Here is a 26,249-nt window from a genome sequence, read left to right as displayed (position 1 = left end):
CGCGCGCCGAGGTCGGGCGGCTCGCCCTCTACGCCGGCCTTGGACTTCCGGGGGGGGGGCATTGGCATTCCCGGTGACGATAGCGCCGCGGCGATGGTGGCATGCTTGCGGGTCAGGCCCCGGCGCTGCTCCGGACGATCGCCATGATGCCGAGGAAGGACGCGGCGACGTGGGCGCGCATCAGCCGCAGCGCCTCCTCGCCGTCCTGCGCGAGGATAGCCGCGAGGATCGCCCGGTGCTCGGTCCGCGAGCTCTGGATGCGGGCGGTGCGGGCGCGGAACTGCGCGCCGCGCCACGGCAAGGTGCGCAGGCTGATATCGGCGAGCGTCGCCGCCAGCACGGGGTTGTGCGCGCCCTGGTGGATGGCGGCATGGAAGCGCGCATTGGCCTCGGCATAGTCGACGCCGTCCGCTTCGCCTTCCTCGACGATGGCCATCAGGCCCTGCCGTTCGACCTCGGTCATCCGCAGCGCGGCCAGGCGCGAGACCAGCCCTTCGAGCTCGCCGACCGCCTCGAACAGGGCCTGTAGTGCCAAGGGCTCCATCCGCCGGACCACGAAGGCGCGCCGTGCCCCGCGCTCGGCAAGACCTGCCGCGCTGAGGCGTTGCAAGGCCTCTCGCACAGGGGTGCGGGATACGCCGAAAGCCTCGGCCAGCGGCTGTTCGTTCAGGACGTCACCGGGCCCGAGCTTACCCTCGACGATCTGCTCGATGAGCGCGGAATGGATCTGATCCGCCCAGCCCCGGGGTGTCTGCATATTATCTACTCGTGCTTATTATTTAGGCTTGCAATTGTATACACAACTCCATCAAAGTCGACATCAGAAGATCGGCAGCGGAAAGAGGTCGCCCAGAAGAGGCTTTCGACGGGCCCCGGCGATGCGGACCACCGAGCTTTTCCCGTCGCCGTCGCGCGATCCGTTCCCACGGGAAGGGGACAACGGAGAGAGGTCCAGACATGACGAACGAGACTGCCGGCAAGATCGACCACAAGCGCGTCCTGGAAGAGCGCATCACGCTGCGCATGGGCCGCCGCACCCTCCTGAAGGGTCTCGGAGCGGGCATCCTCACCGCGGCCGGCGCGGGCTTCATGCCCGGCGAGGCGCGCGCCCAGCAGAGCGGGCACATCCGCATCGCCGCGATCAAGCACATCGACACGCTCGACCCGCACTTCACCTTCTTCCTGTCGGCCGTGCAGGTGATCAACAACATCCACAACGGCCTCCTGAAGGTGACCTATGACGGCACCGCGGTGAAGTTCGAGCCGGACCTTGCCGAGACCTGGGACCTCGAAGACGACAAGACCCACCTCTTCAAGCTGCGCCCCGATGTGAAATTCCACGACGGCACCCCCTGCGACGCCGAGGCGGTGAAGTTCTCGCTGATGCGCGTCAAGGCCGGCACGCCCGCCTCGCCGCATGCCTGGAAGCTGGAACTGCTCGACGAGATCGAGATCGTCGATCCGCTGACCGTGCGGCTCAAATTCTCGAAGCCCTACGCCTTCCTGCCGGTGGCGCTGACCGGTTCGACGGGCCGCGCCGGCACCATCGTCAGCCCGGCGGCGGCGCAAAAGTACGGCCTCGACTACGGCCGCAACCCGGTCGGCACCGGCCCGTTCAAGTTCGTCTCCTGGAAGGAGAACGATTCGATCGAGCTCGAGGCCAATCCCGACTATTTCGAGAAGGGCCTGCCGAAGCTGCAGCGTGCCTCCTTCATGCTCATCGACGAGGCCAGCACCGCCGTCGCTGCCTTGCTGTCGGGCCAGATCGACGGGATGACCGACTGCCCGATGCAGCTGGTGGCGCAGGTCAAGCAGATCCCGACGGTCACGCTCTACGGCGAGGTCGAGGGCAACTACACCTATATCGGCATGAACAACCGCGCAGCGCCGTTCGACGACGTGAACCTGCGCCGGGCCGTCGCCTTCGCCATCGACCGGGAGACCTTGCTCAAGCGGTCCTATTTCGGGCTGGCGCAGCAAGCCTTCAGCCCGATCTCGCCGCCGATGACCGGCTATTACGACCCGAAGATCGGCGAGACCGACCGCGGCCAACGCTTCGACCTCGCCAAGGCCAAGGAGTTCCGCGCCAAGGCGAAGAACCAGGGCGAGATCGCGGTCAGCTACATCATGGCCGAGCGTGGCCCGGTCGGCACCCGCGTCGCCCAGACCATCGTGCCGATGCTGGCCGAGATCGGCATCAAGGTGAACCTCGAGCTCCTGGAGCCGGCCGCCTGGGTCCAGCGCATGAAGGACGGCAAGTTCGAGATGCTCGACTTCGACTGGGTCGCCGATCTCGACCCGGAGGAGACAATCTTCCCCGAGTTCAAGACCGGCGGTTCCTGGAACTACTGGGGCTGGTCCAGCCCGGAATTCGACCGGCTCTGCATCGAGGCGCAGACCGAGATCGACGTGCAGAAGCGCGCCGCGCTCTATCATAAGGCCGAAGACATCCTGATGGACGAGGCGCCGATCGCGATGCTCGCGCACATGCCGATCTACAAGGTGTTCTCCAAGAAGGTGCAGGGCTTCGAGTACATTCCCTGCGACCTCGTCAACCTGCATGGCGTGAGCATGTCCTGATGCTGGCGCAGGCGGCAGGCAAGGTCTTCCAGACCCTCGTCGTCCTACTGATCGTCTCGGTCGCCAGCTTCTCGCTCCTGAAGCTGGCGCCTGGGGATCCGGTGATGTTGATGCTGGGCTCGGAATTCTCCCAGGAGAGCTACGACCAGCTGCGCACGGCGCTCGGCCTCGATCAGCCGGTCGTCGTCCAGTATGTCACCTGGCTCGGCAATTTCGTGACCGGCCATTGGGGCGTCTCCTATGTCGGGCGCGCCGACATCTTCGACTATGTCGTCCACCAGGCGCTGCCGGTGACGCTGACCCTCACCGCCTGCTCCATCGTGCTGGCGGTGCTGGTCGGCATTCCCCTCGGCGTCGTCTCGGCGGTGAAGAAGGACAGCCTGTGGGACGCCGGCATCGCGGTGTTCGCGCTGACCGGGACCGCCTTCCCGTCGTTCTTCCTCGGCATCTGCCTGATCTGGTTCCTCGCCGTGCAGCTCGGCGCCTTCCCGGTGATGGGCTTCGTCGCGCCCTGGGAGGATCTCCGGCTCGGCCTCTACCACATGGTGCTGCCGGCGCTGACGCTCTCGACCTTCTTCATCGGCATGATCGTGCGCATCACCCGCGCCTCGCTGGTCGACGTGCTCGACCAGCCCTACATCGCCGCCGCCCGCGCCCGCGGCGAGCCGGAATGGCGGGTGATCTGGGTGCATGGCGTGCGCAACATCGCCATGCCGGTGGTCACCATGATCGGCCTGCAGCTCGGCGGCATCCTGCAGGGCGCCGTCCTGACCGAAACCGTGTTCTCGCTGCCCGGCATCGGCCAGCTTCTCACCGGCGCGGTGCTCGGTCGCGAATACATGCTGGTGCAGGCCGCAGTGATGCTGACGGCGGTGCTGTTCATCGTCGTCAACCTCCTCGTCGACCTGTCCTATCCCTTCCTCGATCCGAGGCTGAAGCCGCGCTGATGACCGTTTCCGATACGCTGCCTGCCGCCGCCGGCCTGCCGGCCGCGACGCGGCCCCGTCGCCAGAGGTCGCTGTTCCTGCGCCGGCCGTTCTTCACCCTGGCGCTCCTCGTCACCCTCGGCTTCGTCGTCTGCGCCCTCTTCGCGCCGCAGCTCGCACCCTACAGCCCGACCGACCAGTCGATCGAGGCGATGATGGCGCCGCCGGGCGGCGCGCACCTCCTCGGCACCGACAGCTACGGGCAGGACATCTTCTCCCGCATCATTCATGGCGCCCGCTACGCGCTTCTGATCGGCGTCGTCTCCGTTCTCATCGGCGCGCTCGGCGGGCTCATCCTCGGCATCGCGGCGGGCCTTGCCAGCGGCTGGACCGAATGGTGGCTGATGCGGCTGATCGATTCGATCCTGGCGCTCCCCTCGCTGATCCTTGCCGTCGCCTTCATCGCCATTCTCGGCCAGGGCGTCGACAAGGTGATCCTCGCCGTCGGCTTCTCGCTGATCGGGCCGTTCGCCCGCACCGTGCGCTCCGACGTGCTGCAGGTGAAGGTGCAGCTCTTCGTCGAGGCCGCCGGCCTGATGAGCATTCCGCGCCACACCGTCATCCTTCGCCACATCCTGCCGAACGTCCTGTTTCCGCTGCTGGTGCAGGTGACGATCCGCGTCTCCGAGGCGATCCTCGTCTCGTCCTCGCTCTCCTTTCTCGGCATCGGCGTCACCCCGCCGACGCCCGACTGGGGGCTGATGATCGCCGAGGGCCGCGGCTTCGTCTCCTTCGCGGCCTGGATGTCGGGCATGCCGGGCCTGGCGCTGGCCTTGCTCCTCATCGCCCTCTCGATCGTCGGCGACGGCGTGCGCGAGGAGTTCGATCCAAAACTCCGGAGCGCCCGATGAACGCCGCCGTGACCCTCCACGCTTCCGCCCCCGTCGCCCCGGTGATCGCAGCGTCAAGCGCCGAGGCCTTGCTCGAGGTCGAGGGGCTGACGCTGCACCGGGGCGGCAAGCGCATTCTCGATGCGGTATCGCTCACCGTCGGGCGCGGCGAGACGCTGGCGCTGGTCGGCGAGAGCGGCGCCGGCAAGTCGACCATCGCCATCGCGCTGATGGGGCTCCTCGGACGCGGCGAGGCCGAGATCGAGGGTCGCGCCCGCTTCGACGACGTGCCGGACCTCGTGACGCTGAAGGAGAAGGGCTGGGCGAAGCTGCGCGGACGGCGCCTGTCGATGGTCTTTCAGGACGCCGGATCGGCGCTGAACCCTTGCTATACCGTCGGCAGCCAGCTCATTTCGGTCTTGCGCCGCCATCTCGGTCTGGACCGCCGCGCGGCGCGGCTGCGGGCCGTCGCGCTCCTCGAGGATGTCGGCATCAACGACGCCGCCGCGCGCCTTTCCGCCTTCCCGCATCAGCTTTCCGGCGGCATGCAGCAGCGGGTGATGGTGGCGATCGCGCTCGCCTGCAATCCGGACCTGCTGTTCGCCGACGAGCCGACTTCGGCGCTCGACGTGACGATCCAGGCGCAGATCGTCCGGCTGATCCTCGACCAGACCAAGGCGCGCGGCGCGAGCTGCATCTTCGTGCTGCACGATCTGGCGCTCGCCAGCCAGTCCTGCGACCGGATCGTCGTGCTCTATGCCGGACAGGTGATGGAGGCCGGCGACTGCCGCACCGTGCTGGAGCATCCGCGGCATCCCTATACACGGCTGCTGAAGTCCTGCGTGCTGGAGATCGGCACGACCGAACTCGAGCCGCCGGAAGGCGGCGTTCCGAGCTACGATGCGATGCCGTCCGGCTGCCGTTTCGCCAGCCGCTGCCCCGCCGTCCTGCCGCGCTGCGCCGCCGAGCGCCCGCCGCTCGCCGAGGTCGACGGCCGATCGCTCGCCTGCTGGAACCCGCAATGACCGCCCTTGCCGCACCGCTCCCGACGCAGACAGCGCCCTTCCCGGAAGGGCCGCCGCTGTTCGAGCTTCTCGACGTCGAGAAGGTCTACCAGGTCACCCGCCCGGCCGGCTTCCTGAGGCGACGGCAGCAGAACCTTGCCGCGCTCGACGGGGTGCGCCTTAGCATTCGACGCGGGGCGAGCGTCGCGCTCGTCGGCGAGAGCGGGTCCGGCAAGTCGACGCTGCTGCGCGTCCTCCTCGGCCTCACCGAGCCGTCGCAGGGCCTCGCGCTCTACCAAGGCAAGGCGGTGACCGAGATGCGGGCGGCGGGACCGGACTTCGCCCGCGACGTCGCGATGATCTACCAGGACGCCCGCGGCTCGCTGAATCCGCGGATGACCGTCGGCGCGCTCATCGCCGAGCCGCTGCGCCATTTCGCCATCTGCCGAGCGGACGAGATCGAGGCCCGGGTCGCGCTACTGCTCGGCCGCGTCGGCCTTGCCGCCGAGGTCGCCGCGCGCTACCCGGCCGCGCTCTCGGGCGGGCAGGTGCGGCGCGTCGCCATCGCCCGGGCGCTTGCCTCGAACCCGTCGGTGCTCGTCGCCGACGAAGCGGTGTCCGGCCTCGACGTCTCGACCCAGGCCCAGCTCCTCAACCTCCTGCGCAAGCTGCAGCGGGAGATGGGGCTGACGCTGTTCTTCATCACGCATGATCTCGGCGTCGCCAGCTATCTCTGCGAGGAGATCGCCATCATGTATCTCGGCCGCATCGTCGAGACCGGCCCGACCAATGCCGTGCTGGCGGCGCCCGCGCATCCCTATTCGCTGGCGCTACGCCATGCCTCGCCGGAGTTCTTCCAGCCGATCACCGATCCGCTGCCGGGCGAGATTCCAAGCCCGCTCGACCTGCCGAGAGGCTGCCGCTTCTCCGGCCGCTGCGCCTACGTCCAGGCCGACTGCCATGCCGACGACCCGGCGCTGGTGCAGCGCGTTCCCGGACGCGCCGCCGCCTGCTACCATCCCCTTTCCTGAGCAGCCCGAAAGCCTTTCCCCCATGTTCGACTTCTTCTCCGCCCGCCGCCCGACGACCTATGCCTCGACGGCGATGATCGCGACCTCGCACCCGCTGTCGACGGCGGCCGGCCTCGAAGTGCTGCAGGGTGGTGGCAACGCGGTGGACGCGGCGATCGCGGCGGTGGCGGTGCAGTGCGTCGTCGACCCGCTGATGACCGGCATCGGCGGCGATTGCTTTGCGCTCTATGCCCCGGCGGGCGGGGCGGTGACCGCGCTGAACGGCTCCGGCCGGGCACCGGCGGCCGCCACCGTCGCCGCCCTGAAGGCGGCCGGGCTCACCGACGAGATCCCGCAGACCAGCCCGCATTCGGTGACGGTCCCCGGCGCGATCTCGGCCTGGTGCCGGCTGCACGCCGACCACGGCTCGCGGCCGCTCTCGGCGCTGTTCGCCCGGGCGATCTCCTATGCCCGCGACGGTTTTCCGGTGACGCCGCGCGTCGCTATGGACTGGGCGAACACCGTCGCGACGCCGGCCGGCGACGTCCATGCGGCCGCGCACTTCCTGCCGGGCGGCAAGGCGCCTGCGGCCGGCGACCGCTTCGCCCAGCCGCTGCTCGCCGAGCGTCTGGCGGAGATCGCCGAAAAGGGTGCTGCCGGCTTCTACGAAGGCGACACCGCGGCGAAGATGGTCGCGCATCTCCGCTCGCTCGGCGGCCTGCATACGGTCGAGGATTTTGCCGCCGGAACTAATGGCGCGAACTGGGTCGAGCCGATCTCGGCCGACTATCGCGGCTTCACCGTGCACGAGTGCCCGCCGAACGGGCAGGGGCTCGTCGCGCTGGTCATCCTGAAGATCATGGAGGGCTTCGACGTCGCCGGCATGGGCGAGGCCGACCGCATCCATCTCCTCGCCGAGGCGACGAAGCTCGGCTACCACCACCGCGACGCGCTGATCGGCGACAGCGATCATTGCGAGGGCGTCGCCGAGACGCTGCTCTCGGAGCGGACGATCGCCGCGCTGCGGGCGCGGATCAAGATGGACCGGGCGCTGCCGCCGGCGCTGTGGGACGAGCCCGAGCACGAGGACACGATCTACCTCAGCGTCGTCGACGCCGCCGGCAATGCGATCTCGTTCATCAACTCGATCTTCCATGGCTTCGGGTCGAGCCGGCTCGACCCGGCGACCGGCGTGCTCTTCCACAGCCGCGGCGCTTCTTTCCGGCTGATCGAAGGCCATCCCAACGCGATCGCCCCGCGCAAGCGGCCGATGCACACCATCATTCCCGGCATGGTGTCGAAGGACGGGCGCACGATGATGCCGTTCGGCGTGATGGGCGGCCAGTACCAGGCGACCGGGCATGCCGCCTTCCTCTCCGGCCTCTTCGACCGCGGCCTCGATCCGCAGGCGGCGATGGACGAGCCGCGCAGCTTCGCCCATGCCGGCACGCTCGACCTCGAGCCCGGCATCGGCGAGGCGACCCGCGCCGATCTCGCCGCCCGCGGCCATGTCCTGACCACCGCGGCGAGCCCGATCGGCGGCAGCCAGGCGATCCGCATCGGCGATCACCTTCTCGAGGGCGGCTCCGACAGCCGCAAGGACGGCATGGCGCTCGGCTTCTGACCGCCGCGACGCCGGCAAGCCGACGTCGACCACGGCGAAAGCGTAGTCGATGCGGCGGCTTGCCAACATTGCCCGTCGAGCCGCTCGCACCACGCCGCTGGCTGCCAGCGAGCGAAATGCCGCTGCCGCACTGCTACCCTGAAGGGCGTTTGCCTTGGGCGCTGCTGCCGGCCAGTTGTGCTGGCCAGTTGTGCCGGCGCCCAAGGGCGTGGCGTCGGCTTCGGGCAGTGCCGTGCGGGGTGTGCGCGCCCAGTGGAATCAGCGATTGCCTTCACCTTTCGGCTTGCCTAGATGCAGACATCATCTTCAGGCTTGGTGAAGCATAGCCAGCTTGAGGCTTCATCGTACGCTGCATCGCAAGTCGATGCAGCGGCGGTCCCGCGCAGTTCCAAAAGTGTGATTTCCATGACAAAAAAAGCCTTGGTGACCGGCATTCTCGGTCAGGACGGCGCCTACCTCTCGCAACTCCTCCTGGACAAGGGATACGAGGTGTATGGGCTGGTCCGGCGCTCGAGCACCTCGGAAGTCAACGATGTGCGCCTGAAATGGCTGGGCGTTGCCGACCGGGTGCATCTCCTCGACGGCGACCTGCTCGATCTTTCCGGCCTCATCCGGACGGTGCGCGAGGTGGCGCCCGACGAGGTCTACAATCTGGCGGCCCAGTCCTTCGTGAAATCCTCCTGGCAGCAGCCGATCCTCACCGGCAACGTCACCGGCCTCGGCGTCACCAACGTCCTGGAGGCGGTCCGGCTGGAATGCCCCGGGGCCCGCTTCTACCAGGCGTCGTCCTCGGAGATGTACGGCCTCATCCAGGAGCCGATGCAGTCGGAGACGACGCCGTTCTATCCGCGCTCGCCCTATGCCGTCGCCAAGCTCTACGGGCACTGGATCACCATCAACTACCGCGAGAGCTTCGGCATCCATGCCTCGAGCGGCATCCTCTTCAACCACGAGTCGCCGCTCCGCGGTCTTGAATTCGTCACCCGTAAGGTCACGGACGGTGTCGCGCGCATCAAGCTCGGCCTTGCGAGCGAGCTTCGCCTCGGCAATATCGACGTCAAGCGCGACTGGGGCCATTCGCGCGACTATGTCGAGGCGATGTGGCTGATGCTGCAGCAGGACGAGCCGGACGACTATGTCATCGCCACCGGGCGGACGGTCACCGTGCGCGACATGTGCCGCATCGCTTTCCAGCATGCGGGGCTCGCCATGGACGATCATCTGGTGATCGACGAGAAACTGTTCCGGCCGGCCGAGGTGGACGTGCTCCTGGGCGATCCGACCAAGGCCCGGAACAAGCTCGGCTGGCAGTCGAAGACGACGCTGGAAGAGATGATCACGGAAATGGTCGACGCCGACCTGAAGCGCCTTCGGCCTTGAAGCTGCAGGCCGCGTCCCGCATGGTCGCGCCTGTTGCCCTAGAAGCCGTCGACGGAGAGCGAGCTTGACGAAACCCCGCGTGGCGGTCACTGGCGCGTCCGGCTTTGTCGGGCATTGGCTGATGCGCCACTTTGCCGAACTCGGCGTGGCAGCGGTGCCGTTCTTTCCGCCGGGCGTCCAGGGTCTTGGCGACACCGGCCTGATCCGGACGACGCTGACGGAGCTGCAGCCCGATTGCGTGGTGCATCTGGCCGCCATTGCGGCGCCCGCCGAGGCGCGCCGCGATCCCCGCGCGGCATTCGACGTCAACCTGACCGGCACCCTGAACCTGGCAGAGGCGATCCTGGCCTGCTCGCCGCGGACGCGGCTGGTGTTCGCCGGCAGCTCGGAAGCCTATGGCCGGAGCTTCAATCATTTCCCCGACGGCCTGACCGAGAGCGCGCCGCTCGAGCCAACCACCCTCTACGGCGTCACCAAGGCCTCGGCCGATCTGCTGCTCGGGCAGATGGCCGGCAGCGGGCTCGACACGGTGCGTTTTCGGCCCTTCAACCACACCGGTCCCGGGCAGACCGACGCCTATGTCGTCTCGGCTTTCGCACGTCAGATCGCCGAGATCGAGAAGGGCCGGCAGCCGCCGGTCCTGGCGGTCGGCGATCTGGCGGCGGAGCGCGACTTCCTCGACGTCCGGGACGTGGTGAAGGCCTATGCGCTGGCGGCGCTTTCGCCCAAAAGCCTGCCGCAGGGGATCGCGATCAATCTCGCCAGCGGCACCGCGCGCCGGATCTCAACCGTCCTGGAGGCGCTCCTGGCGATGAGCCCGCAGGCGATCACCGTCACCCAGGATCCGGCGCGGATGCGCGCCAACGAGATCGCGCGCGCGGTTGGCGACGGCGCCCGCGCGCAAGCGCTTCTCGGCTGGTCTCCGAGCATCCCCTTCGAGACGACGCTGCGCGATGTGCTGGACCATTGGCGGGCAGCGGACCGCCCTCTCTGAACCGCCCTCTCTGAAAGGTGCTTACGGCGGGCGCGAGGCACACTTGCGCCGATCCGTAGCTGGATATATCGGACCGCCGGTCCAGATGTCTTCCGACGCCGTCCCGGCACGGTCAATCTCTCGGGCGGCTCCGAGGCAGGAAGCGATTGTACATGGCAAATCCGTCGCACAAGATTCTGATGGTCATTCCGTCGATCGAGGGCGGCAGCCTGCTGGAGCGGATGCTGCCGACGCTGCGCTTCGCACCGTCCAGCATCGTCGTCCTCGACCAGGGCAGCACCGATACGACTGAGGCTGTGTGCGCGGCAGCCGGGGTCGAGATCGTCCAGCTCGGCCATCCCCATACCTATACGCAGGCCTGCAACATCGGCGCCGATCTGGCCCGGAGCCGCGGCCTCGACTATGTCTGCGTCTCCAACAACGACATCGTGTTCCGCACCGACGTGATGGGCCAGATGCTGGCGGAGATGGAAAGCGATCCGCGGCTCGGCATCGTTGCGCCCTCGCAGAACATCATCGAGCAAAACAGCGACGACGCGCCGTTGTCCTACAGGGTCTTCTGGAACCTCGACCGGGTTGACTTCTTCCACGATACCCACCCCGCCGAGGGGGCGGCGATGCGCCTCGAGTCCGATTTTTGCGAGCTGACCTGCGCGCTCGTCCGACTTTCGGTGATCGACGAGATCGGATTTCTCGACGACGAGTTCGGCTTCTACCACGAGGATGCCGATTTCGGGTTCCGCCTTCGGCAGGCGGGCTACAGCTGTGCCTACCTCCCGGCCGCGCAGATCGACCATTTCTCGAGCTCGACCTTCAACCAGGAGAAGCTGGCCCGCAAGGCCGACTACATCGCCAAGAACAAGCTCTACTTCGCCGAGAAGCATCTCGGCCTCGGCGTCCACCTGGCCGAGCCGGACCCGCGGTCACAGGAAGAGAAGGATGTCCGCACCGGGCTGCTGCATTCCTACCTCAGGCGCTTCGGGCTGCTCGACAAGAGTAAGCCGGAGCTCGTCCTGTCCGATGCGGACGCGGACACCAGCGACTACCTCTACACCAGCTTCGAGGCCGATAGCCTTCCCGAGGGCTGGCTTGCCCATAAGGACCGCTACCGCGCCGTCTTCGCCGCCTCGAGCCGGATGCGGGATGCCTTTGCCGACGCAGGGTTCGCCAACAGTTTCCACATCCCACGCGGGGTCGAGACGGACATCTTCCACCCGTCGGGCCCGGCAGTCCGTTTCTTCGACGAACCGACTTATCTCGCCGTTCTCGGCGCCGGAGAGCGTCGGTCCGCAGAGGCCATCCTGGCGGCATGGCGCCGCTTTGTGGCGGATGGAAAGTCGGCACGACTGGTCATGATGGGGCCGGGCCTTTTGACCGGACAGCTCGCCAAGCCGGACAGCAGCTATCGCTGGTCGAGTTTCGAGATTGGGTGTTTCGAAGCCGAGCGGATCGACGTCTACCAGACGCTTTCGCCGCTCAGCCAGCAGGAAAGGGCGCAGATCTTCCGGAGCGTCGACTTCGCGATCGCCAGCGAGAGCGCCGATCACGCCTTCATGACCGTCATCGAGGCCGAGGCCTGCGGGGTGCCGTGCCTGTTCAGCCGTGACGGAGCGCTCGGCGAACTCGCCTTCGAAGGGGGGCTCGCCTTCTCGGCGGGCGATGCGCTCGGCAAGGCTTCAGCGGAACAGGGGCCGGCGGATGCGTATTCCGACGGGCTGTCGCGCCAGCTGGAAGAAAGCTTTGGTCTCGGCCTTCCCGAGCGCAGACAGATCGGCGAGCGCGGGCTCTACGCGGTCCGCAACCGGCATACGCTGCGCCATACGGCGATGGCGCTGCGGCAAGCTCTGTCGGAGCTCCAGACGCGCGATCCCAGTGCCATCGTCGAAAGCCTGAGGCGCCGCCAGCCGCTGGTGCAGGCCATCGCCCTCGATGGCGAGCAGGCCGGGACCTCTTCCCTCATGGCCCGGCGTCTCAGCGGCCTCGCCGCGCGCCGGGTCCAGACCGCGGGACGCCTGACGCTGCAGCTTGGGACGCTCTGGGAGGAGCAGGGCTTCGGCAATGCCAGCCGGGCGACGCTCGGCGAACTCGGACACTTCCTGCGGTCTCGCTCGGACAGGGTGGTCCGTCTGCGGCAAGGGGCCGGCAACCGCCTGAGGCGGACGGGGCAGTCCGCCCTCGACGTCTACCGCCGCCGCATCGCGCCGCTCGCCGGCTCGGCGCTGCTGGTCGGCTACATCGATGCGCAGCTGGGGCTGGGGCAGTCCCTGCGCGGCATGGCGCTGGCCCTCTCGAAGACCGGCACGCCGTTCTCGATCTATCCCTTCGGCATCGGCGTGGAGGGACGTCGCGCGGGCCCTTACATGCCCGAGCGCTACGACCTGAACCGCGCCCATGCCGTCAACGTCATCGAGGTGACGCCCGACGAACTCGCGACCGTCTTCGACAACATCAGCGCGCTGCATTTCGATCGCAGCTACAATGTCCTGCGCACCTATTGGGAACTTGGAAAGGCGCCGGAAAGCTGGCGTCCGAAACTCGAGGCCGTGGACGAGATCTGGGCGCCCAACGACTTCGTGGCCGAGAGCTTCCGGACGATCTTCGACAAGACCATCACGGTGGTCCCGCCTTGCGTCATGCTGCCGGAGGTGGAGAGCGATGGCCGAACCCGGTTCGAGCTCGAGGACGATCGCCGGTACTTCCTGTTCTCCTTCGACTATTATTCGTTTCCGCAGCGCAAGAACCCGCTGGCGGTGGTGCGGGCGTTCCGAAAGGCCTTTCCCGATCCGTCCAGCCGCGTCGGCCTGATCGTCAAGTCGACGGGCGCGGAGGGCCATTTCCCGGAGATCAAGGAAGCGCTCCTCGCCGCCGCGCGGCATGACCGCCGGATCCGGATCATCGACCAGTCGCTGTCGCGTTCCGACATGTTCGCCTTGATGAACGCCGCCGATTGCTACGTGTCGCTGCACCGCGCCGAGGGCTTTGGCCTCGGAATGGCGGAGGCCATGGCGATGGGCAAGCCCGTCATCGCCACGAACTATTCCGGCAATACGGAATTTCTGCGCGACGATACCGGCTATCCCGTCTCCTTCCGCCTGAAGCGGGTGGGGCCCGACGACTATGTCTATGCCGAGGGACAGGTCTGGGCCGATCCGGACGAGGCGGCTTGCGCGGCGGCGATGGTCCGCGTCGTCGCCGATCCGCAGGAGGCAGCGTCGAAGGCCAAGGCCGGACAGGCCTTTATCGAAGAACGATACGGTCCGGCGAATGTCGGCCGGATCGTCGAGACGCGTCTGGCCGAAATCCATGCGGCCTTGCCCGAAACCGCCGCCCGCAAGCTCTGATCGCCGCGCGCCTTCCGGTCAGCGACCGGCCAGCTTCTTGAGGAGACGCCGAAAGGGCGCGGGAAGCGCACGGTAGGCAGGAGCAAGGAAACGGAAAATGCGGACCCGCATCGGTACCGCCGATGGCGGCGGGGCAAAGGCGGCCGAGGCCGGTGACACGTAGGGCGCGGGGAACAGGAAGTTCGGCTCTTCGGTATGGGCCTGCGTCGCCGCCATGAGGCTCGGTTCCGGGGTGTCCGGGCCGGAGGCCATGAGGACCGGCATCGCGATGCTGAGGAATCCCTGGCGCCGCGCCTCGACTGGAAACAGCCGCTCCATGCCATGCGCCATCGTCCCGTCGAGCTGCCCTTCCTCCGCCTCGAAGAGCGGCGGAAGCCCCTTATCCGCCAGTGCCGCCAGAGCGGGACGGCGAAACCAGAACATGCTGCCCGCGGCGAAATAGGCGCCCTCCATGTCCGCATCGGTGAGGCCGTCGCCAACCACCGACATGGTTCGCTGCATCGCCGGTCCGTTGACGAGGATCCAGGGCTTTACCGGCAGGCAGAAGCCCGAGGGTGTGACGAAGCCGATCCGCGGATCACCGGAGATCCGGGCGACGATCGCCTCGGTGCCTTCTGGTGATGGCAAGAGGGAATCCAGCAGTTCGGCCCGCCATTGCGCACCATCGGCCCGCTGCGGCGACTTCTTGGTGTGCAGCTTCAGGCCGATCCCAAAATCCTCGGTCTCGGCGAGCGCCCGCAGGAACGGCAGGATGTCGCGTCCCCGGTTCTCCACCATGATGAGGCGGTGGGAAAGGAGATGCGGCGTTTCCGGTACCGCGAGATCGTCCATCGGGCGCGACGTGGTCATCACCAGATGGAACGGAAGCCGCAGGCGCCGGGCGATTAGGTCCGACATCTCCCGCCAGATCTCGGGGTAGTGGATGTGGACGAGAACCGTCACCGGCGTCGCGGACGAAGATACGGGTAGCGGCATGATGGTCCCACCGAGCGACGAATTGCGGCCTTATCTCCGGCGGCATTGAACGGGTCAATGCAGTAAGCGCCCCGGGCTTTCCGACCGGCGGCTTTGTCTGCCGCGACGGCGCGGCAGTCGGCTGCCCTGGATCCCAAAAGACAGAGCGCCCGGCAGCGCTGGAAGAGCGGAGCCCTCTCAGGCGGAGTGCGATGACCGGCTTGCCTGGATGGCCTCGAGGCGTTCGAGAATCCGCACGCTGGCGGCCTCGACGGACAGGTGATCCTGGGCGTCGGCTCTCGCCCTCGCGCCGAGTGCGGCCGCCCTTGCCGGGTTGTCGTAGAGTTCGCGCATCAATCCGGCGGCATGGTCCGTCGAGGGCTCGGCCCAGTGGTAGGACGCCTCGTAAGGCGGAATGTCGCGGCCGAGCGGCACGATATCGCAGTCGACCAGCAGGCTGTTCTCGTCCGTCATGAAGTCGAGATTGCCGGAATATCGCGTGGCGATCACCGGCTTGCCGAGCATCATCGCCTCGGCCATCGTCAGTCCGAGGCCCTCGCTCCGGTGCAGCGACACGTAGGCGTCGCAGGCCTCGGTCAGCGACAGCGTCTCGTCCGCCGTGAAGGTCTGGTCGATGATGTGGATATTGGCGCCCTCGATGGCCTGCAGGAGTTCGCCGACTTCGCTGCCCTCATAGCCGTTGGTGGTGGTCTTCAGGATGAGGTCGACCGGTTCGGACGGATCGAACGCCTGGCGAAAGGCGCGGATGAGGCCGAGCGGGTTCTTGCGTTCCATGATGCTGCTCATGTGGAACGAGAAGAGGAAGGTGAAGCGTCCCTCGCGCCAGCCCGGCACGCCGAAAGCGTCGCGCGGGCGCACCTGGAACGGCGCCAGGCGGACGCCGGGGAACAGCGTCTGGACCGGGACCGTCAGGGTCTTCCGCAAGGCGCCGGCGACGAACTCGGTCGCCGCCCAGACCTCGTCGACCGTCGAGGCGCGCTCGGCCCAGTGCGCCGGCACCTCGTCGAACTCCCAGTACCAGTAGCCGATCCGGTAGGGTTTCGGCGAGCGCTCCGCCAGATCCGCCACCTCGTAGGCTCCGACGAAATGCGGGTCCGGCTGGGCATGGATGATGGTGACGTCGTAGGCTTCAAGGCCCCCAAAACTGTCGTGGTACGGCTCGTCGCGCAAGGTGGTGCGGAGGTCGCGCTGCGACACCCCGCCGCCGCCGACGGCGACCGCCCCCGTCAGGGATTCCGCCGAGACGCGGAGGCCCGACGGGTAACAGAAGTGCCCTAGGATATTCGCACCGGGAAGCGCGAGTTCTGCCGCCGTGCCGTCGCCGGCGCGATCGGCACACCACGAGGCCAGCCCCGCGTCCAGGGATCCATTGCCGCCGCTGAGCCAGGCAAGGAGTGCCGCCGCGCTCTCAGGGGTCGCGAAGGCGTTCGGATGCGCCGCCTGCCAGTCCGGGCGGGCATAGTAGGCAAGCCTCAGCTCCTCGCTCGGCGTCAGGCCTGGTAGCCAATGTTCGGGCCGCAGCCAGGACGCCGAGGATGGGATCAGATACCGCTCAGACAGCCAGAAGGCGAAGGCGTCGGCGCCGAACCGCGTCAAGCCGGCAGGGTGCGCCTGCTGCCAGGCCGGGGTGAAGCGGTAGGTCGTGACGAGGGCAGCCGCCGGATCCTCCGCTGTCGCCATCAGGAACCACCAGATTTCCTCGAGACGCAGTCCGGCCTCGTCGCCGCCGTGTCGTAGCAGCCAGACGGCCAGCCCCTTCTGGCCGGCCGGGACGAGGCCGAGCGGATAGGCCGCCCGGAGATCGCCGCGGTGGAAATAGGTGCTGAGGCAGGCGGCGCCGGGGTTGCCACCGACGGCATCGGCGACGTGACGACGCGCCTCGCCCGGCAGGTGAAGCTGGACGGCGCCCTCTGCTTCGAGCCAGCGGGCAAACGCGCCTTGTGAGCCTCCGCTGAGGGCCTTTGGAAACCGCTGGCGCAGATCCGGCCGCGTGCGCAGGAGATCGATGATCCAGCGTACCGCGCCCCAATGGTCCGCGATGGCCGCCATCGGTTGCGGCGGCCAGAGGAGCGAAGCCGAGGGCAGCTCCGTCGCCGCCTGGACCTCGGCGAGATCGTAGAGGTCGAGCTCGGTATCCCGCAGCGGGTGTTCCGACAGGAGACGCGCGACGATGGCCTTCAGATTGTCGCGGATGTCCGGCTCGCCTGGCTGGCGAAGCGCAATCGCCGGCTGGTGCGGGCTGAGAGCGAGATGCAGGAAGGGATCCTCGTCCGCACCGAGGCGCCGCACCTCATGCGCCGAGCGGGCCATGTCCTCCATCGGGTTCTCGTGCCCGCGGCTGGCACCCTCGTGATGGGTGAGGACGGCGAACGGCGTATAGGCGGTCCGCCAGCCGGCGCGGTGCGCGCGCAGGCAGAGGGCGACATCGCTGTTGGCGATGCGGTAGGCCTCGTCGAAGCCGCCGACGCGGTCGAAGACCACGCGCCGCACCATCTGGCAGGCGCCCATGATGGCCAGCCAGTTGCGGGTCTGGTTGGTCGAACCGAACGGGCCCCATGCGCTTTCGTCCGCCTTGTACGACAGCAGCGCGAAGAGGTGGATGCCGACACCGACGCCGGCATGTTGAAGTTCGCCGGTGGGATAGCGCAGCTTGGCGCCGACGATGCCGACGCTGGGAAGGCTCGCCACGCGCACCAGTTCGCCAAGCCAGCCGCTATCGACCACCTCGATGTCGTTGTTGAGAAAGAGCAGCAAGTCGCCGCGGGCTTCACGGGCGCCGCGGTTGCAGACGGCCGAATAGTTGAAGGCGCCGCTGAAGGTGACGACGCGCACCCGCTCGTCGCGCTCGAGCTCGGTATAGAGATCGAAGAGCGCCGCATCGTAGGAATTGTTCTCGACGATGATGATCTCGAGCCGCTGATAGGCGGTTTCGTCGAGAAGGCCGCGGACGCAACGCTGCAGCATTTCGGCATTGTTGCGGTTCGGAATGATCACCGAGACCAGCGGCGCGTCGGGAACAGCCCAGGACGAGCGCTGGGTCCCGTCGGGCTGCGTCTCGACCTCCGGCCCGTCGATGCCGAGCCCTTGCCAGTAACCCCGAAGCACCGCGCGGTGGTCCGCGGCCGCGATGCTCTCCGGCGCCGGGCGGTCCCGGTCGCTGCCGGGAACGCGGTGGCAGAAAACCTGCGGAACCCGCAAGATCGCCTCGCCGCCTGTCTCGGTGCGATCTGCCAGCCGGAGGTTCAGGCTCCATTCCGCCCCGGCTGAATCGCTCGGCCGAAAACCGCCGGCTGCGGCAACGGCGGTCCGCGCCAGGAAAGTTCCCCGGCCGAAATAGTTGTAGGCCTGCAGCAGCTGCGGCGAGAAGGACGGCTTGAACTGCGGCCGGCTGCGGCCGCCGCCGGCCGACATCTCGTCCTCGTCGCCGTAGACGGCGGCGATGTCGGGCCTGCCGTCGGCCACCGCGGCGACCGCCGCAAGACCGCCCGGCGCAAGCCGGTCGCCGGGGTCGAGGACGGTGACGAAACGGCCGCGTGCCTCTCCGGCCAAGGCGGCGAGAACCGCTCCCCGGCTGGCCGAGGCGGGGATCGTCACGCGCTTGATTCTTCCATCTTCGGCGATCGCCGCGGCATTTTCGGGCGTGGCGACGAGACATTCCCAGTCGGCGAAGAGCTGGCCCGTCAGCGAGGCGATCGTGGCGGCAAGCGCGCCCTCGTCGGCGGGCGCGCCGTCGGACGCGGCGCCCGGAACGAGAATGCTGAACCGCAGCACGGTGGCGCCGTCCGCATCGACCAGAGGTTCGGCCGGGCGGTCACCAAGCGTCTCGAACAGCTGGATCCAGTCCTGGTAGGCCTGGTTGTCGGGATCGGCGGGGGCGAACAGCGGCGCCAGCGTCTCCATCAGTTCCCCCGGCAGGCCGTGCGGCTCCCCGCGCTGGCGCAGGAGCGCGAGGCGCTGGCGCGTCTTCCACGGGGTCGCCGCCCACCAGAGTGCCTTGAGGACGCGGCGACCGTGCCACCGTACCGGTGACGGCACGCGCGACGCCAGCCGGAGCACGTGCGTCAGCACCTGCCACGACGTCGACGTCAGCACGGCATCGCGCTCGGCCCTGACGGCCGCGGTTGCCGCCTGCTCCGCGCTCAGCGCTGCCGCAAGGCTGGCAACCTCCATCTGGCGGTCGGCGCTTTCATGCGTCAGCCGCTCGATCTGCCTTTCGGCATTCTGGGTGCGCAGCGCGGCCTCGTTCGCGCGCTTGACGGCCTCGCTCGCCCGCCGCGCAAGCTCCCGCGCCCAGGCGCTCTCCCTGTCCCGCGCGGCGCTCGCCTTTTCGCGCGCCGCCTCGGCCCGGTCGAACGCCTGGCGAAGCGCTGCTTCGCTTCTCTCGAGCTCGGCGACCCGCTGGGCTGAAGCGCCGGCTTGCGTCGATGCCGGGTCCTTCGACAGTGCCGGCTCATCCTTGCCGGATGGGGCGTCGGACAGCGGGGGAGATGACGTCACGCAAGGCCTCTTGCCGGGTTGATCGAAGCCTCCGCCGCAGGCGCGAAGGCGTTCCCGGTACCCTTAAACGCTGCTTTGAGGCAATCCAACGTTCTGTCCGCGAAATGCGACCGTCCGCCGCTACGACGCCCGCAATGCATGGGCCGCCTCGGCAAAGTTCGTTGCGCCGTCAAACCGCGTCCGACTTTCCTGCGGACTGGCTCTCGTCTCAATAGCGAAAAAAGACGCCGGCAGGCCTGGTGGCCTCGGGGAAGCGGGGCACTTGTCGGTGCTCAAGAAATGCAGCGCCAGGGAATGAGATATTGCCCTTCAGCTGTATTCCTCGCCAGATCAGCGTGTATTTCGCCAGTCGATTCGGTTGTTGCTGTCGATACTCTGGCTCTGATACGGTCTCTGCGGTTTAATAATAATATATATACAATGGAAAGCATACGAAACAGGCGGAGGATGCCATGTTCCATTGTGCGCCGGGCGATGGGAATGCGGGCCTTTTCGGAGGATGTCTTTGCCAGCAGCCGGGCTTTGCGCGGATCAATGGTCTGCTGACGCAGCGGCTTTCGCGCCGCTCGGTCCTCTCGGGGGCGGGCGCCGTCCTGGCGGCTTCGGCGTTCGGGGCGGGGGAGGCCCGTGCCCGGTCCCCGGCGGCGCCGTCCGGGCCGGTCGTCTTCCGGAACATCAGGCTGTTCGACGGGGTGTCGGATCGGCTCCGCGACGGCATCACGGTGGTCGTCGCCGGAAACACGATCCTGTCGGTCGAGGCCGGCGAGCGGGTGGCCGGGCCGGATGACCTTATCATCGACGGCGGCGGGCGGACGCTGATGCCGGGGCTGATCGACAACCACTGGCACGCGATGATGGCGGCGATCAGCCTCCCGACGCTGATGACGGCGGATGTCGGCTACATCAATCTCGTCGCGGCGGACGAGGCCGAGAAGACGCTGATGCGCGGCTTCACCACCATTCGCGACATGGCCGGGCCAAGCTTCGGCCTGAAGCGGGCGATCGATACCGGACTGGTCCGTGGCCCGCGCATCTGGCCGTCGGGCGCGATGATCTCACAAACCTCCGGCCATGGTGATTTCCGGCTGCCCTACGAGGTGCCGGCTGCCTCCGACGCACCGCTCAGCCATGGCGAGGTCGTCGGTGGCGGCATGATCGCCGACGGGGTCGACCAGGTGTTGAAGCGGGTGCGCGAGCAGCTGATGCTAGGCGCCAGCCAGATCAAGCTGTCCGCGGGCGGCGGCGTCGCGTCGAACTACGACCCTCTCGACGTCAGCCAGTACACCGAGCCGGAGTTCCGGGCCGCGGTCGATGCGGCCGAGAACTGGGGCACCTATGTCGCCGTCCACGCCTACACGCCGCGGGCCATCCAGATGGCGGTCCGCAGCGGCGTGCGCTGTATCGAGCACGGACAGCTGATGGACGACGAGACCGCGGCGATCATGGCCGAGAAGGCGGTCTGGCTGTCTGCCCAGCCCTTCCTCGACGACGCGGATGCCAACCCGCAACCGGAGGGTTCGCCCAATCGGGCCAAACAGATCCAGATGTCGCGCGGCACCGACACCGCCTTCGCCTTGGCGAAGAAGCACGGGCTGAAGACGGCCTGGGGGACCGACACGCTGTTCGACGCGCAATTGACGACGCGGCAAGGCGCGCAACTGGCGAAGATGAAGCGCTGGTACAGCCCGATCGAGATCCTGAAGATGGCGACAGGCACCAATGCCGAACTTCTCGGCATGTCCGGTCTGCGCTCCCCCTATCCCGGCAGGCTCGGTGTCGTGGAGCCGGGGGCCCTCGCCGATCTCCTCCTTGTCGATGGGGATCCGACCGATGACATCGACCTCGTCGCCGACCCAGATGCGAACTTCAAGATCATCATGAAGGACGGGCTCGTCTACAAGAATGGATTGGGGGCGTGAGCGCGGGCCGGCGTCAGCGTTGGCTGCGGCTGGGGATGCTGCTTGTCGCCGTCGGCTGCAGCCTGCCAACCGGCGCAGGGGCCGCCGAACCCGCGCCGGCCGGCGGGAGGATGGCGGACGGCTGGACGGTCATCGTCAGCCCCTATGCCTGGGCCGCCTCGCTGGTGGGCGACGGCGCGCTCGCCGGCTTTGAGACCGATGTCGATATTCCCTTCTCCGACGTCTTTCGGCACCTCGACTTCGTCATGATGGGCAATGTCGAGGCCACCAACGGCCGCTGGGGCGTCTATGTCGACGGGCAGTATGTCCGAACCAGCCAGGACGAGGACGTCCTCGATCACGAGATCGGACTGGAGATCACCACGACGACGCTGTCGGCCGGCGCATTCTTCACGGCCTACGAGCGAGATCTCGGCGGCGATACCGTTTTCGGCGAGGCCCGGACATGGTCCGTCGAGCCGACGGCGGGCCTGCGCTGGACGGAGCTCGAGGCGAGGGTCGAAGGCCTGGGAGCGCACACCCGCAAGAGCGCGGACTGGGTCGACCCTTTCATCGGCCTTCGCACCAACCTCGATCTAGACGAGCGTTGGAATGTCTTTGCCGAAACCGACGTCGGTGGCTTCGGCCTCGGGTCCGACCTCAGCGTGAACGCCCAGGCCTATCTCGGCTACCGGACGTTCCTCTTCGACCAGCCGACCATCATCCGGGCCGGCTACCGCGTCCTCTACCAGGACTACGATACCGATGATTTCACCGGTACGAGCAAATTCGAGTGGGACGTGACCCAGCATGGTCCGGTGATCGGGCTATCGATGCTTTTCTAGGACATGTCTCGGACATGCCGATCGGGGATATGACCCGTCACTAGATTTTGGGGCCGGGCGATCTGGCGCGGTAGATTTCGAGAGGACGTTTTTCGACCGCAACGGGCAAAGCCGGGAGCATCGAACGGCCGCCAGCCAGCGGCGTCAAAGACCGGGCAGCAGCCCGGATGGGCGTCTGCTGTGACTTGTGCGGCATAAAGAATGAAGTGGTGCGCCCGAAGAGATTCGAACTCCTGACCCCCAGATTCGTAGTCTGGTGCTCTATCCAGCTGAGCTACGGGCGCGACCGGCCGGTGGAGAATGTGTCCCCGTCCGGCAGTGAGCGGGTACTAAAGGCTGGTGCCGGCAAATGCAAGACGGTCGGGCAAGAAAGTTGGGCAGGAAAGCCGCGGTCTTCGACAGGGGCCGGTGGAGACTGCTGCCGGCCCGGCGGTCGATCACCCCGCCGTGCCGACCGTGCCGGCCTGGCTGGCAAGGCTGACGCGCGCACCGGCGTCGGAGGGTGCGCGTGTTGCTGCGGCGGGCCGGGCGGGCAGGATGATGTCGAAGCGGGCGCCCGGCATATCGGGGCCGAGGGTGATGCTGCCGCCATGCGCCTCGATGATCTCGGCCGCGATGGCGAGACCAAGCCCGGTGCCGCCGGCGCGGGTCGAGCCGCGAAACGCCTTGAAGAGGTGCTGCCTGGCCTGTTCGGGCAGGCCCGGGCCGGTGTCCTCGACGGAGATCAGCGTGTCGCCGTCCGGCAGCTGGCGCGCCGCGATGGTGATGCGCCGCACCACCGCCTCGCTGTCCTCGCTCTCCAGGGCCTGAACCGAGTTGCGGCAGAGGTTGCTCAGCGCGCGGTAGAACTGGTCGGGATCGACGTCGATCTCGCACGCCTCGCCGACCGCGTTGACGACCTCGATGCTACTCGACACGACGAGGGTCTCGATCACATCCTCCACCAGCCGCCGCAGCCGCACCTTGCGCTTGGCCGGCGGGCTCTCGACCGCCCGGCCGTAAGCGAGTACAGACTGGGTGTAGACGAGGGCGCGGTCGAGGCTGCGGATCAGCTGCGGGGCGAAGCGCTGGATTCGCGGGTCCTCGAGGTCCGACAGCCGGTCCGAGATCAGCTGCGCCGAGGCGAGGATGTTGCGAAGGTCATGGTTGATCTTCGAGACGGCAAGCCCGAGATCGGCGAGGTGTCGTTGCTCGCGCAACGTCTTGGCGAGCGCCGTCTGCATTTCGGCGAGCTCCGCCTCGGCAAAGCCGATCTCGTCGGCGCGGCCGGACGCCACGATGATCCGGTCGGCATCCGCCGGGTTCTCGCCAAAGCGGACCATCGAGCGGGTCATGGCGGTGATCGGCCGGATCAGGAGCGCCGAGATCGCGAGATAGACGAGGATGGCGGCAAAGCTCGCGATCGCCAGCGACAGCACGAAGATGTTGCGGGAATAGCCCAGCATCGCCCGGCGGAGCGGAGCTTCCTGGACCACGACCTCCGCGGTCATCCCGCCGTCGCCGACCGGACCGTAGACCCGCATCGTCCGGTCGCTGCCGAACAGCAGCGTATCGAAGGCGCCGCCGATGAGGCGCAGCCAGCTCTGGGTGCCGAGGTCGACCTGTATCTCGATGGCGCCGAGCTCGTCGCTGCGGGCCAGCAGCCGCGACACGCCGCCGTCGACGATGGCGATCAACTGGGCGTCCAGCGCTCGCAGCAGGCCCGCCTGCTGCTCGATGCCGAGCACCGGCCCGCCCTCGACCGTGACCTGCTCGACGGTCAGGCCGGCGATCGCCGCGGTCTCGATCTTCTGGCGCAGCCATTCCTTGCGGAAATTGGCGACCGACGGCACGAAGATCAGCACTTCGGCGATCATCACCGCGACCATGGTCAGGACGAGCAGACGGCCGGACAGCCGGCGCAGAGGCGCCGTCGTCGCACCTTTCCGGCGCCATGACTCGGGGGTTTCACGCCGCCAGTACAATGAGATCTGATCCTTCGACGTCCTGCTGGGCGCGGGGGTGGCGGGCGAACTTTCCGGTTATCCGAGGAGAGCCAGGAAGCGCGTCGCCGCCCGAATGATTCCGCGGCGCCCATAGGGAGCAAAGTAGGCGGTCGCCGCCCTTTTTCCAATCTCGCCGAAGGTCGGGTAGGGGGAAATGAAATCCTGCAGCTGCCGCATGCCCATCCGCCGCGCCAAGGCGAGCGCCAGGAGGTTGGTGACCTCGCCTGCGCCGGCGCCCGCGACGCTCGCGCCGAGCAGCCGTCCCCGCCGTCCCACCACGAGCTTCAGCAGCCCGTCGGTGCGCTTTTCCGTCTGCGCCCGGTCGTTCTCGCCATAGCCGACCGTCAGCACCTCCACGCTGAGCCCGCGCGCAAGCGCTGCCGCCTCGGTGAGGCCGACATGGCCGAGTTCGGGGTCGGTGAAGGTCACGTGCGGCATGCCGTCGAGGTTCTCGCGCACCGGCAGCCGGAAGAGGATGGCCCGCGCGACGAGCCCGGCATGATGGTTGGCGCGGTGGGTGAACTGCGGGCCGCCCACGGCATCGCCGATGGCGTAGACCCGCCGGTTGGCGGTGCGCAGGCTCTTGTCGACGGTGATGCCCGACTTGCCCGTCGCGATGCCGGCTTCCCGAAGCCCGAGGGAGCTGGCGTCGACCTGACGCCCGACCGCGACGAGGAGATGGCTGCCGCTGACCGTCTCGCGTTCCCCGCCGGCACTGCCGAGCGTCAGGGCGATCTCCCCGGCGCCGCCGGAGACGCCGAGCACGTCCGTCGTCTCGCGGATGTCGACCCCTTCGCCGATCAGCCCGCGGCGGACGATGGCGACAAGGTCCGGGTCGTCGCGCTTCAGCACCGTGCCGCTGTCGACCAGCGTGACGGCCGAGCCCAGCCGCCGAAACGCTTGTGCCATTTCGAGGCCGATCGGACCGCCGCCGATGACGAGGAGGTGCCGGGGGAGGGTGTCGAGCGCGAACAGCGTCTCGTTGGTCAGGAAAGGCACGCCCGCGAGCCCCTCGATCGCCGGTATCCTTGGCCTCGAGCCGGTCGCGAGGACGAAGCGCCGGGCGCGGATTAGCCTGCCGCCGGCGATCACCGTGTGCGGATCGACGAAACGCGCCTCGGCGGCGATCACGTCGACGCCGAGGCGCCTGAACCGCTCGACCGAATCGGCCGGGGCGATCGCCGCGATCACCCCGCGGACATTCGCCATGACGGCGGGAAAATCGACCTGTGGCGGTCCCGCCGAAATGCCGAAAGCGGGCGCCGCGCGGATCGCTGCCGCGTGCCGCGCCGCGGCGATGAGGGCCTTGGACGGCACACAGCCGTGGTTCAGGCAGTCGCCTCCCATCTTGCCCCGCTCGACGAGGACGACGGAGGTGCCGAAAGCCGCGGCGGCCGCGGCAAGGCTGAGGCCGCCGGATCCCGCGCCGATGATGCAGATGTCGGGCGTCAGCACGCCGGTCTTGTGTTCGCCGCTCACGGTTGGCGAGCCGTGCCCGCCGCGGGGCCTGCCGCCGGATCCGGCCGGATGACCCATTTCTTCAGGCCGAGGCCCGCCAGCGACAGCGCCGTCAGCCCGACGAGTGCGACGGTCAGCTGCCAGGTCATCAGGTCACTCAGCGACAGGCCGTCGATCTTGCCTGCGATCTTCAGCGCCTGCTCGAGGCCGCTGCCGAGGAAGGCATAGGCCATCGCCCCCGGAATGATGCCGAGAAGGGTGGCGAGAACGAAGGTCTTCAGCGGGATGTCGAACAGTGCCGGGCCGATGTTGAGCGCGGCGACCGGCAGCAGCGGCGTCAGGCGGAGCGCCAGGAGGTAGGTGAAGGCGTCCCGGCGAAAACCCTCGGCAAAGCGCTGGACGCCGGTGCCCGCGCGGTTTCGCAGCACCGTTCCGAAAGCCGACCGGGCCGCGAGGAACAGGAGGGTTCCCCCGATCGTCGCGCCGAGAATGGCGATGAGGCCGCCGATCCACCAGCCGAACAGGAAGCCGGCGGCGACGGTGAGAATCACCGGGGCAGGGAAGATGAAGGCGATGGCGACGGTATAGAGAACCACCGATCCGGTCACGGCGAGGACGAAGTGCTTCGCGACGGCAGCCTTCAGCGCGGTCCGGCTTTCATAGAGCTGGTCGAGCGACAGGTATTCCTTGACACCGCAGGCATAGGCGAGCGCCAGACCGGCGACGATGAGCGCGATGGGCGCATAGCGCCACCATGACTGAACCTGCATTGGTATTGTCTAACCCTTGCCGCCAGTCTCGCCTTCTAGGGAGGATAGGCGCCGGCGTCCACCGCAGCAGCC

At 67.9% G+C, this 26,249-nt stretch carries 17 protein-coding genes and 1 tRNA gene; 11 read left to right on the top strand and 7 right to left on the bottom strand.

The genetic code is table 11. The features are described from left to right. Positions 1-112: 112 nt before the first annotated feature. Positions 113-757 carry a GntR family transcriptional regulator gene (locus tag ACZL02_RS17965; RefSeq protein WP_472940260.1) on the bottom strand — a complete coding sequence of 215 codons (645 nt, stop codon included), beginning with the start codon at positions 755-757 and terminating at the stop codon, positions 113-115. Positions 758-957: 200 nt separating this feature from the next. Here ACZL02_RS17965 and ACZL02_RS17960 point away from each other — a divergent pair, with 200 nt between their 5' ends. The 9 genes from ACZL02_RS17960 to ACZL02_RS17920 all read left to right on the top strand — a co-directional run bounded on the left by ACZL02_RS17960 (position 958) and on the right by ACZL02_RS17920 (position 13,749). Beyond that, complete coding sequence (locus ACZL02_RS17960) at positions 958-2,580, top strand: ABC transporter substrate-binding protein (protein WP_472940259.1); 1,623 nt, start codon at positions 958-960, stop codon at positions 2,578-2,580. Further along, on the top strand, positions 2,580-3,527 hold the full coding sequence (locus ACZL02_RS17955) for an ABC transporter permease (protein WP_472940258.1): 948 nt from the start codon (positions 2,580-2,582) through the stop codon (positions 3,525-3,527). The genes ACZL02_RS17960 and ACZL02_RS17955 overlap by 1 nt, the downstream gene beginning before the upstream one ends. Further along, positions 3,527-4,417: an ABC transporter permease gene (locus ACZL02_RS17950; protein WP_472940257.1), complete on the top strand. Its 891-nt coding sequence runs from the start codon at positions 3,527-3,529 to the stop codon at positions 4,415-4,417. Before ACZL02_RS17955 ends, ACZL02_RS17950 begins: the two co-directional genes overlap by 1 nt. Then, positions 4,414-5,421: an ABC transporter ATP-binding protein gene (locus ACZL02_RS17945; protein ID WP_472940256.1), complete on the top strand. Its 1,008-nt coding sequence runs from the start codon at positions 4,414-4,416 to the stop codon at positions 5,419-5,421. The genes ACZL02_RS17950 and ACZL02_RS17945 overlap by 4 nt, the downstream gene beginning before the upstream one ends. Beyond that, positions 5,418-6,431 carry an oligopeptide/dipeptide ABC transporter ATP-binding protein gene (locus ACZL02_RS17940; protein WP_472940255.1) on the top strand — a complete coding sequence of 338 codons (1,014 nt, stop codon included), beginning with the start codon at positions 5,418-5,420 and terminating at the stop codon, positions 6,429-6,431. The genes ACZL02_RS17945 and ACZL02_RS17940 overlap by 4 nt, the downstream gene beginning before the upstream one ends. Before the next feature lie 22 nt (positions 6,432-6,453). Beyond that, positions 6,454-8,034, top strand: coding sequence for a gamma-glutamyltransferase family protein (locus ACZL02_RS17935; RefSeq protein ID WP_472940254.1), 1,581 nt, complete (start codon positions 6,454-6,456; stop codon positions 8,032-8,034). A 405-nt stretch (positions 8,035-8,439) separates the two neighbouring features. Continuing rightward, positions 8,440-9,414, top strand: a complete 975-nt coding sequence (gene gmd, locus ACZL02_RS17930; RefSeq protein ID WP_472940253.1) for a GDP-mannose 4,6-dehydratase — start codon at positions 8,440-8,442, stop codon at positions 9,412-9,414. Positions 9,415-9,478: 64 nt separating this feature from the next. Beyond that, positions 9,479-10,408, top strand: coding sequence for a GDP-mannose 4,6-dehydratase (locus ACZL02_RS17925; RefSeq protein WP_472940252.1), 930 nt, complete (start codon positions 9,479-9,481; stop codon positions 10,406-10,408). 152 nt (positions 10,409-10,560) lie between these two features. Beyond that, positions 10,561-13,749: a glycosyltransferase gene (locus tag ACZL02_RS17920; protein WP_472940251.1), complete on the top strand. Its 3,189-nt coding sequence runs from the start codon at positions 10,561-10,563 to the stop codon at positions 13,747-13,749. Between the two features lie 18 nt (positions 13,750-13,767). On the opposite strand, the gene ACZL02_RS17915 is transcribed toward ACZL02_RS17920, so the two are convergent. Both ACZL02_RS17915 and ACZL02_RS17910 read right to left on the bottom strand, forming a co-directional pair. Next, positions 13,768-14,724 carry a rhamnan synthesis F family protein gene (locus ACZL02_RS17915; protein ID WP_472940250.1) on the bottom strand — a complete coding sequence of 319 codons (957 nt, stop codon included), beginning with the start codon at positions 14,722-14,724 and terminating at the stop codon, positions 13,768-13,770. Positions 14,725-14,901: 177 nt separating this feature from the next. Beyond that, the gene (locus tag ACZL02_RS17910) at positions 14,902-19,221 is read right to left on the bottom strand and encodes a glycosyltransferase (RefSeq protein ID WP_472940249.1); all 4,320 of its coding nucleotides are present in this window, start codon (positions 19,219-19,221) and stop codon (positions 14,902-14,904) included. Positions 19,222-19,673: 452 nt separating this feature from the next. On the opposite strand from ACZL02_RS17910, the gene ACZL02_RS17905 reads away from it, so the two are divergent. Continuing rightward, entirely contained in the window at positions 19,674-21,140 is a 1,467-nt protein-coding gene (locus tag ACZL02_RS17905) for a metal-dependent hydrolase family protein (protein WP_472940248.1), read from the top strand. Further along, positions 21,137-21,964: a porin family protein gene (locus ACZL02_RS17900; protein ID WP_472940247.1), complete on the top strand. Its 828-nt coding sequence runs from the start codon at positions 21,137-21,139 to the stop codon at positions 21,962-21,964. The genes ACZL02_RS17905 and ACZL02_RS17900 overlap by 4 nt, the downstream gene beginning before the upstream one ends. 207 nt (positions 21,965-22,171) lie before the next feature. On the opposite strand, the gene ACZL02_RS17895 is transcribed toward ACZL02_RS17900, so the two are convergent. The 4 genes from ACZL02_RS17895 to ACZL02_RS17880 all read right to left on the bottom strand — a co-directional run bounded on the left by ACZL02_RS17895 (position 22,172) and on the right by ACZL02_RS17880 (position 26,177). Then, positions 22,172-22,248: transfer RNA gene (locus ACZL02_RS17895), tRNA-Arg, on the bottom strand. A gap of 153 nt (positions 22,249-22,401) precedes the next feature. Next, positions 22,402-23,928, bottom strand: coding sequence for a sensor histidine kinase (locus ACZL02_RS17890; RefSeq protein ID WP_472940246.1), 1,527 nt, complete (start codon positions 23,926-23,928; stop codon positions 22,402-22,404). Positions 23,929-23,985: 57 nt separating this feature from the next. Further along, a complete protein-coding gene (locus ACZL02_RS17885; protein ID WP_472940245.1) occupies positions 23,986-25,428 on the bottom strand; it encodes a dihydrolipoyl dehydrogenase family protein in 1,443 nt (480 codons plus the stop codon). Further along, on the bottom strand, positions 25,425-26,177 hold the full coding sequence (locus ACZL02_RS17880; protein ID WP_472940244.1) for a TVP38/TMEM64 family protein: 753 nt from the start codon (positions 26,175-26,177) through the stop codon (positions 25,425-25,427). Before ACZL02_RS17880 ends, ACZL02_RS17885 begins: the two co-directional genes overlap by 4 nt. Between the last annotated feature and the right edge of the window lie 72 nt (positions 26,178-26,249).

It is taken from the genome of Mesocryomonas fontinalis, assembly GCF_055730125.2.
The sequence above is the reverse complement of the archived record's forward strand: the minus strand, read 5'-3'. Positions and strand labels throughout refer to the sequence as shown.

Excerpts from the sequence above, each read along its gene's own strand:
- ACZL02_RS17965 (WP_472940260.1), bottom strand. The coding sequence starts at position 757 with ATGCAGACACCCCGGGGCTGGGCGGATCAGATCCATTCCGCGCTCATC.
- ACZL02_RS17960 (WP_472940259.1), top strand. The coding sequence starts at position 958 with ATGACGAACGAGACTGCCGGCAAGATCGACCACAAGCGCGTCCTGGAA.
- ACZL02_RS17955 (WP_472940258.1), top strand. The coding sequence starts at position 2,580 with ATGCTGGCGCAGGCGGCAGGCAAGGTCTTCCAGACCCTCGTCGTCCTA.
- ACZL02_RS17950 (WP_472940257.1), top strand. The coding sequence starts at position 3,527 with ATGACCGTTTCCGATACGCTGCCTGCCGCCGCCGGCCTGCCGGCCGCG.
- ACZL02_RS17945 (WP_472940256.1), top strand. The coding sequence starts at position 4,414 with ATGAACGCCGCCGTGACCCTCCACGCTTCCGCCCCCGTCGCCCCGGTG.
- ACZL02_RS17940 (WP_472940255.1), top strand. The coding sequence starts at position 5,418 with ATGACCGCCCTTGCCGCACCGCTCCCGACGCAGACAGCGCCCTTCCCG.
- ACZL02_RS17935 (WP_472940254.1), top strand. The coding sequence starts at position 6,454 with ATGTTCGACTTCTTCTCCGCCCGCCGCCCGACGACCTATGCCTCGACG.
- gmd (WP_472940253.1), top strand. The coding sequence starts at position 8,440 with ATGACAAAAAAAGCCTTGGTGACCGGCATTCTCGGTCAGGACGGCGCC.
- ACZL02_RS17920 (WP_472940251.1), top strand. The coding sequence starts at position 10,561 with ATGGCAAATCCGTCGCACAAGATTCTGATGGTCATTCCGTCGATCGAG.
- ACZL02_RS17915 (WP_472940250.1), bottom strand. The coding sequence starts at position 14,724 with ATGCCGCTACCCGTATCTTCGTCCGCGACGCCGGTGACGGTTCTCGTC.
- ACZL02_RS17905 (WP_472940248.1), top strand. The coding sequence starts at position 19,674 with ATGTTCCATTGTGCGCCGGGCGATGGGAATGCGGGCCTTTTCGGAGGA.
- ACZL02_RS17880 (WP_472940244.1), bottom strand. The coding sequence starts at position 26,177 with ATGCAGGTTCAGTCATGGTGGCGCTATGCGCCCATCGCGCTCATCGTC.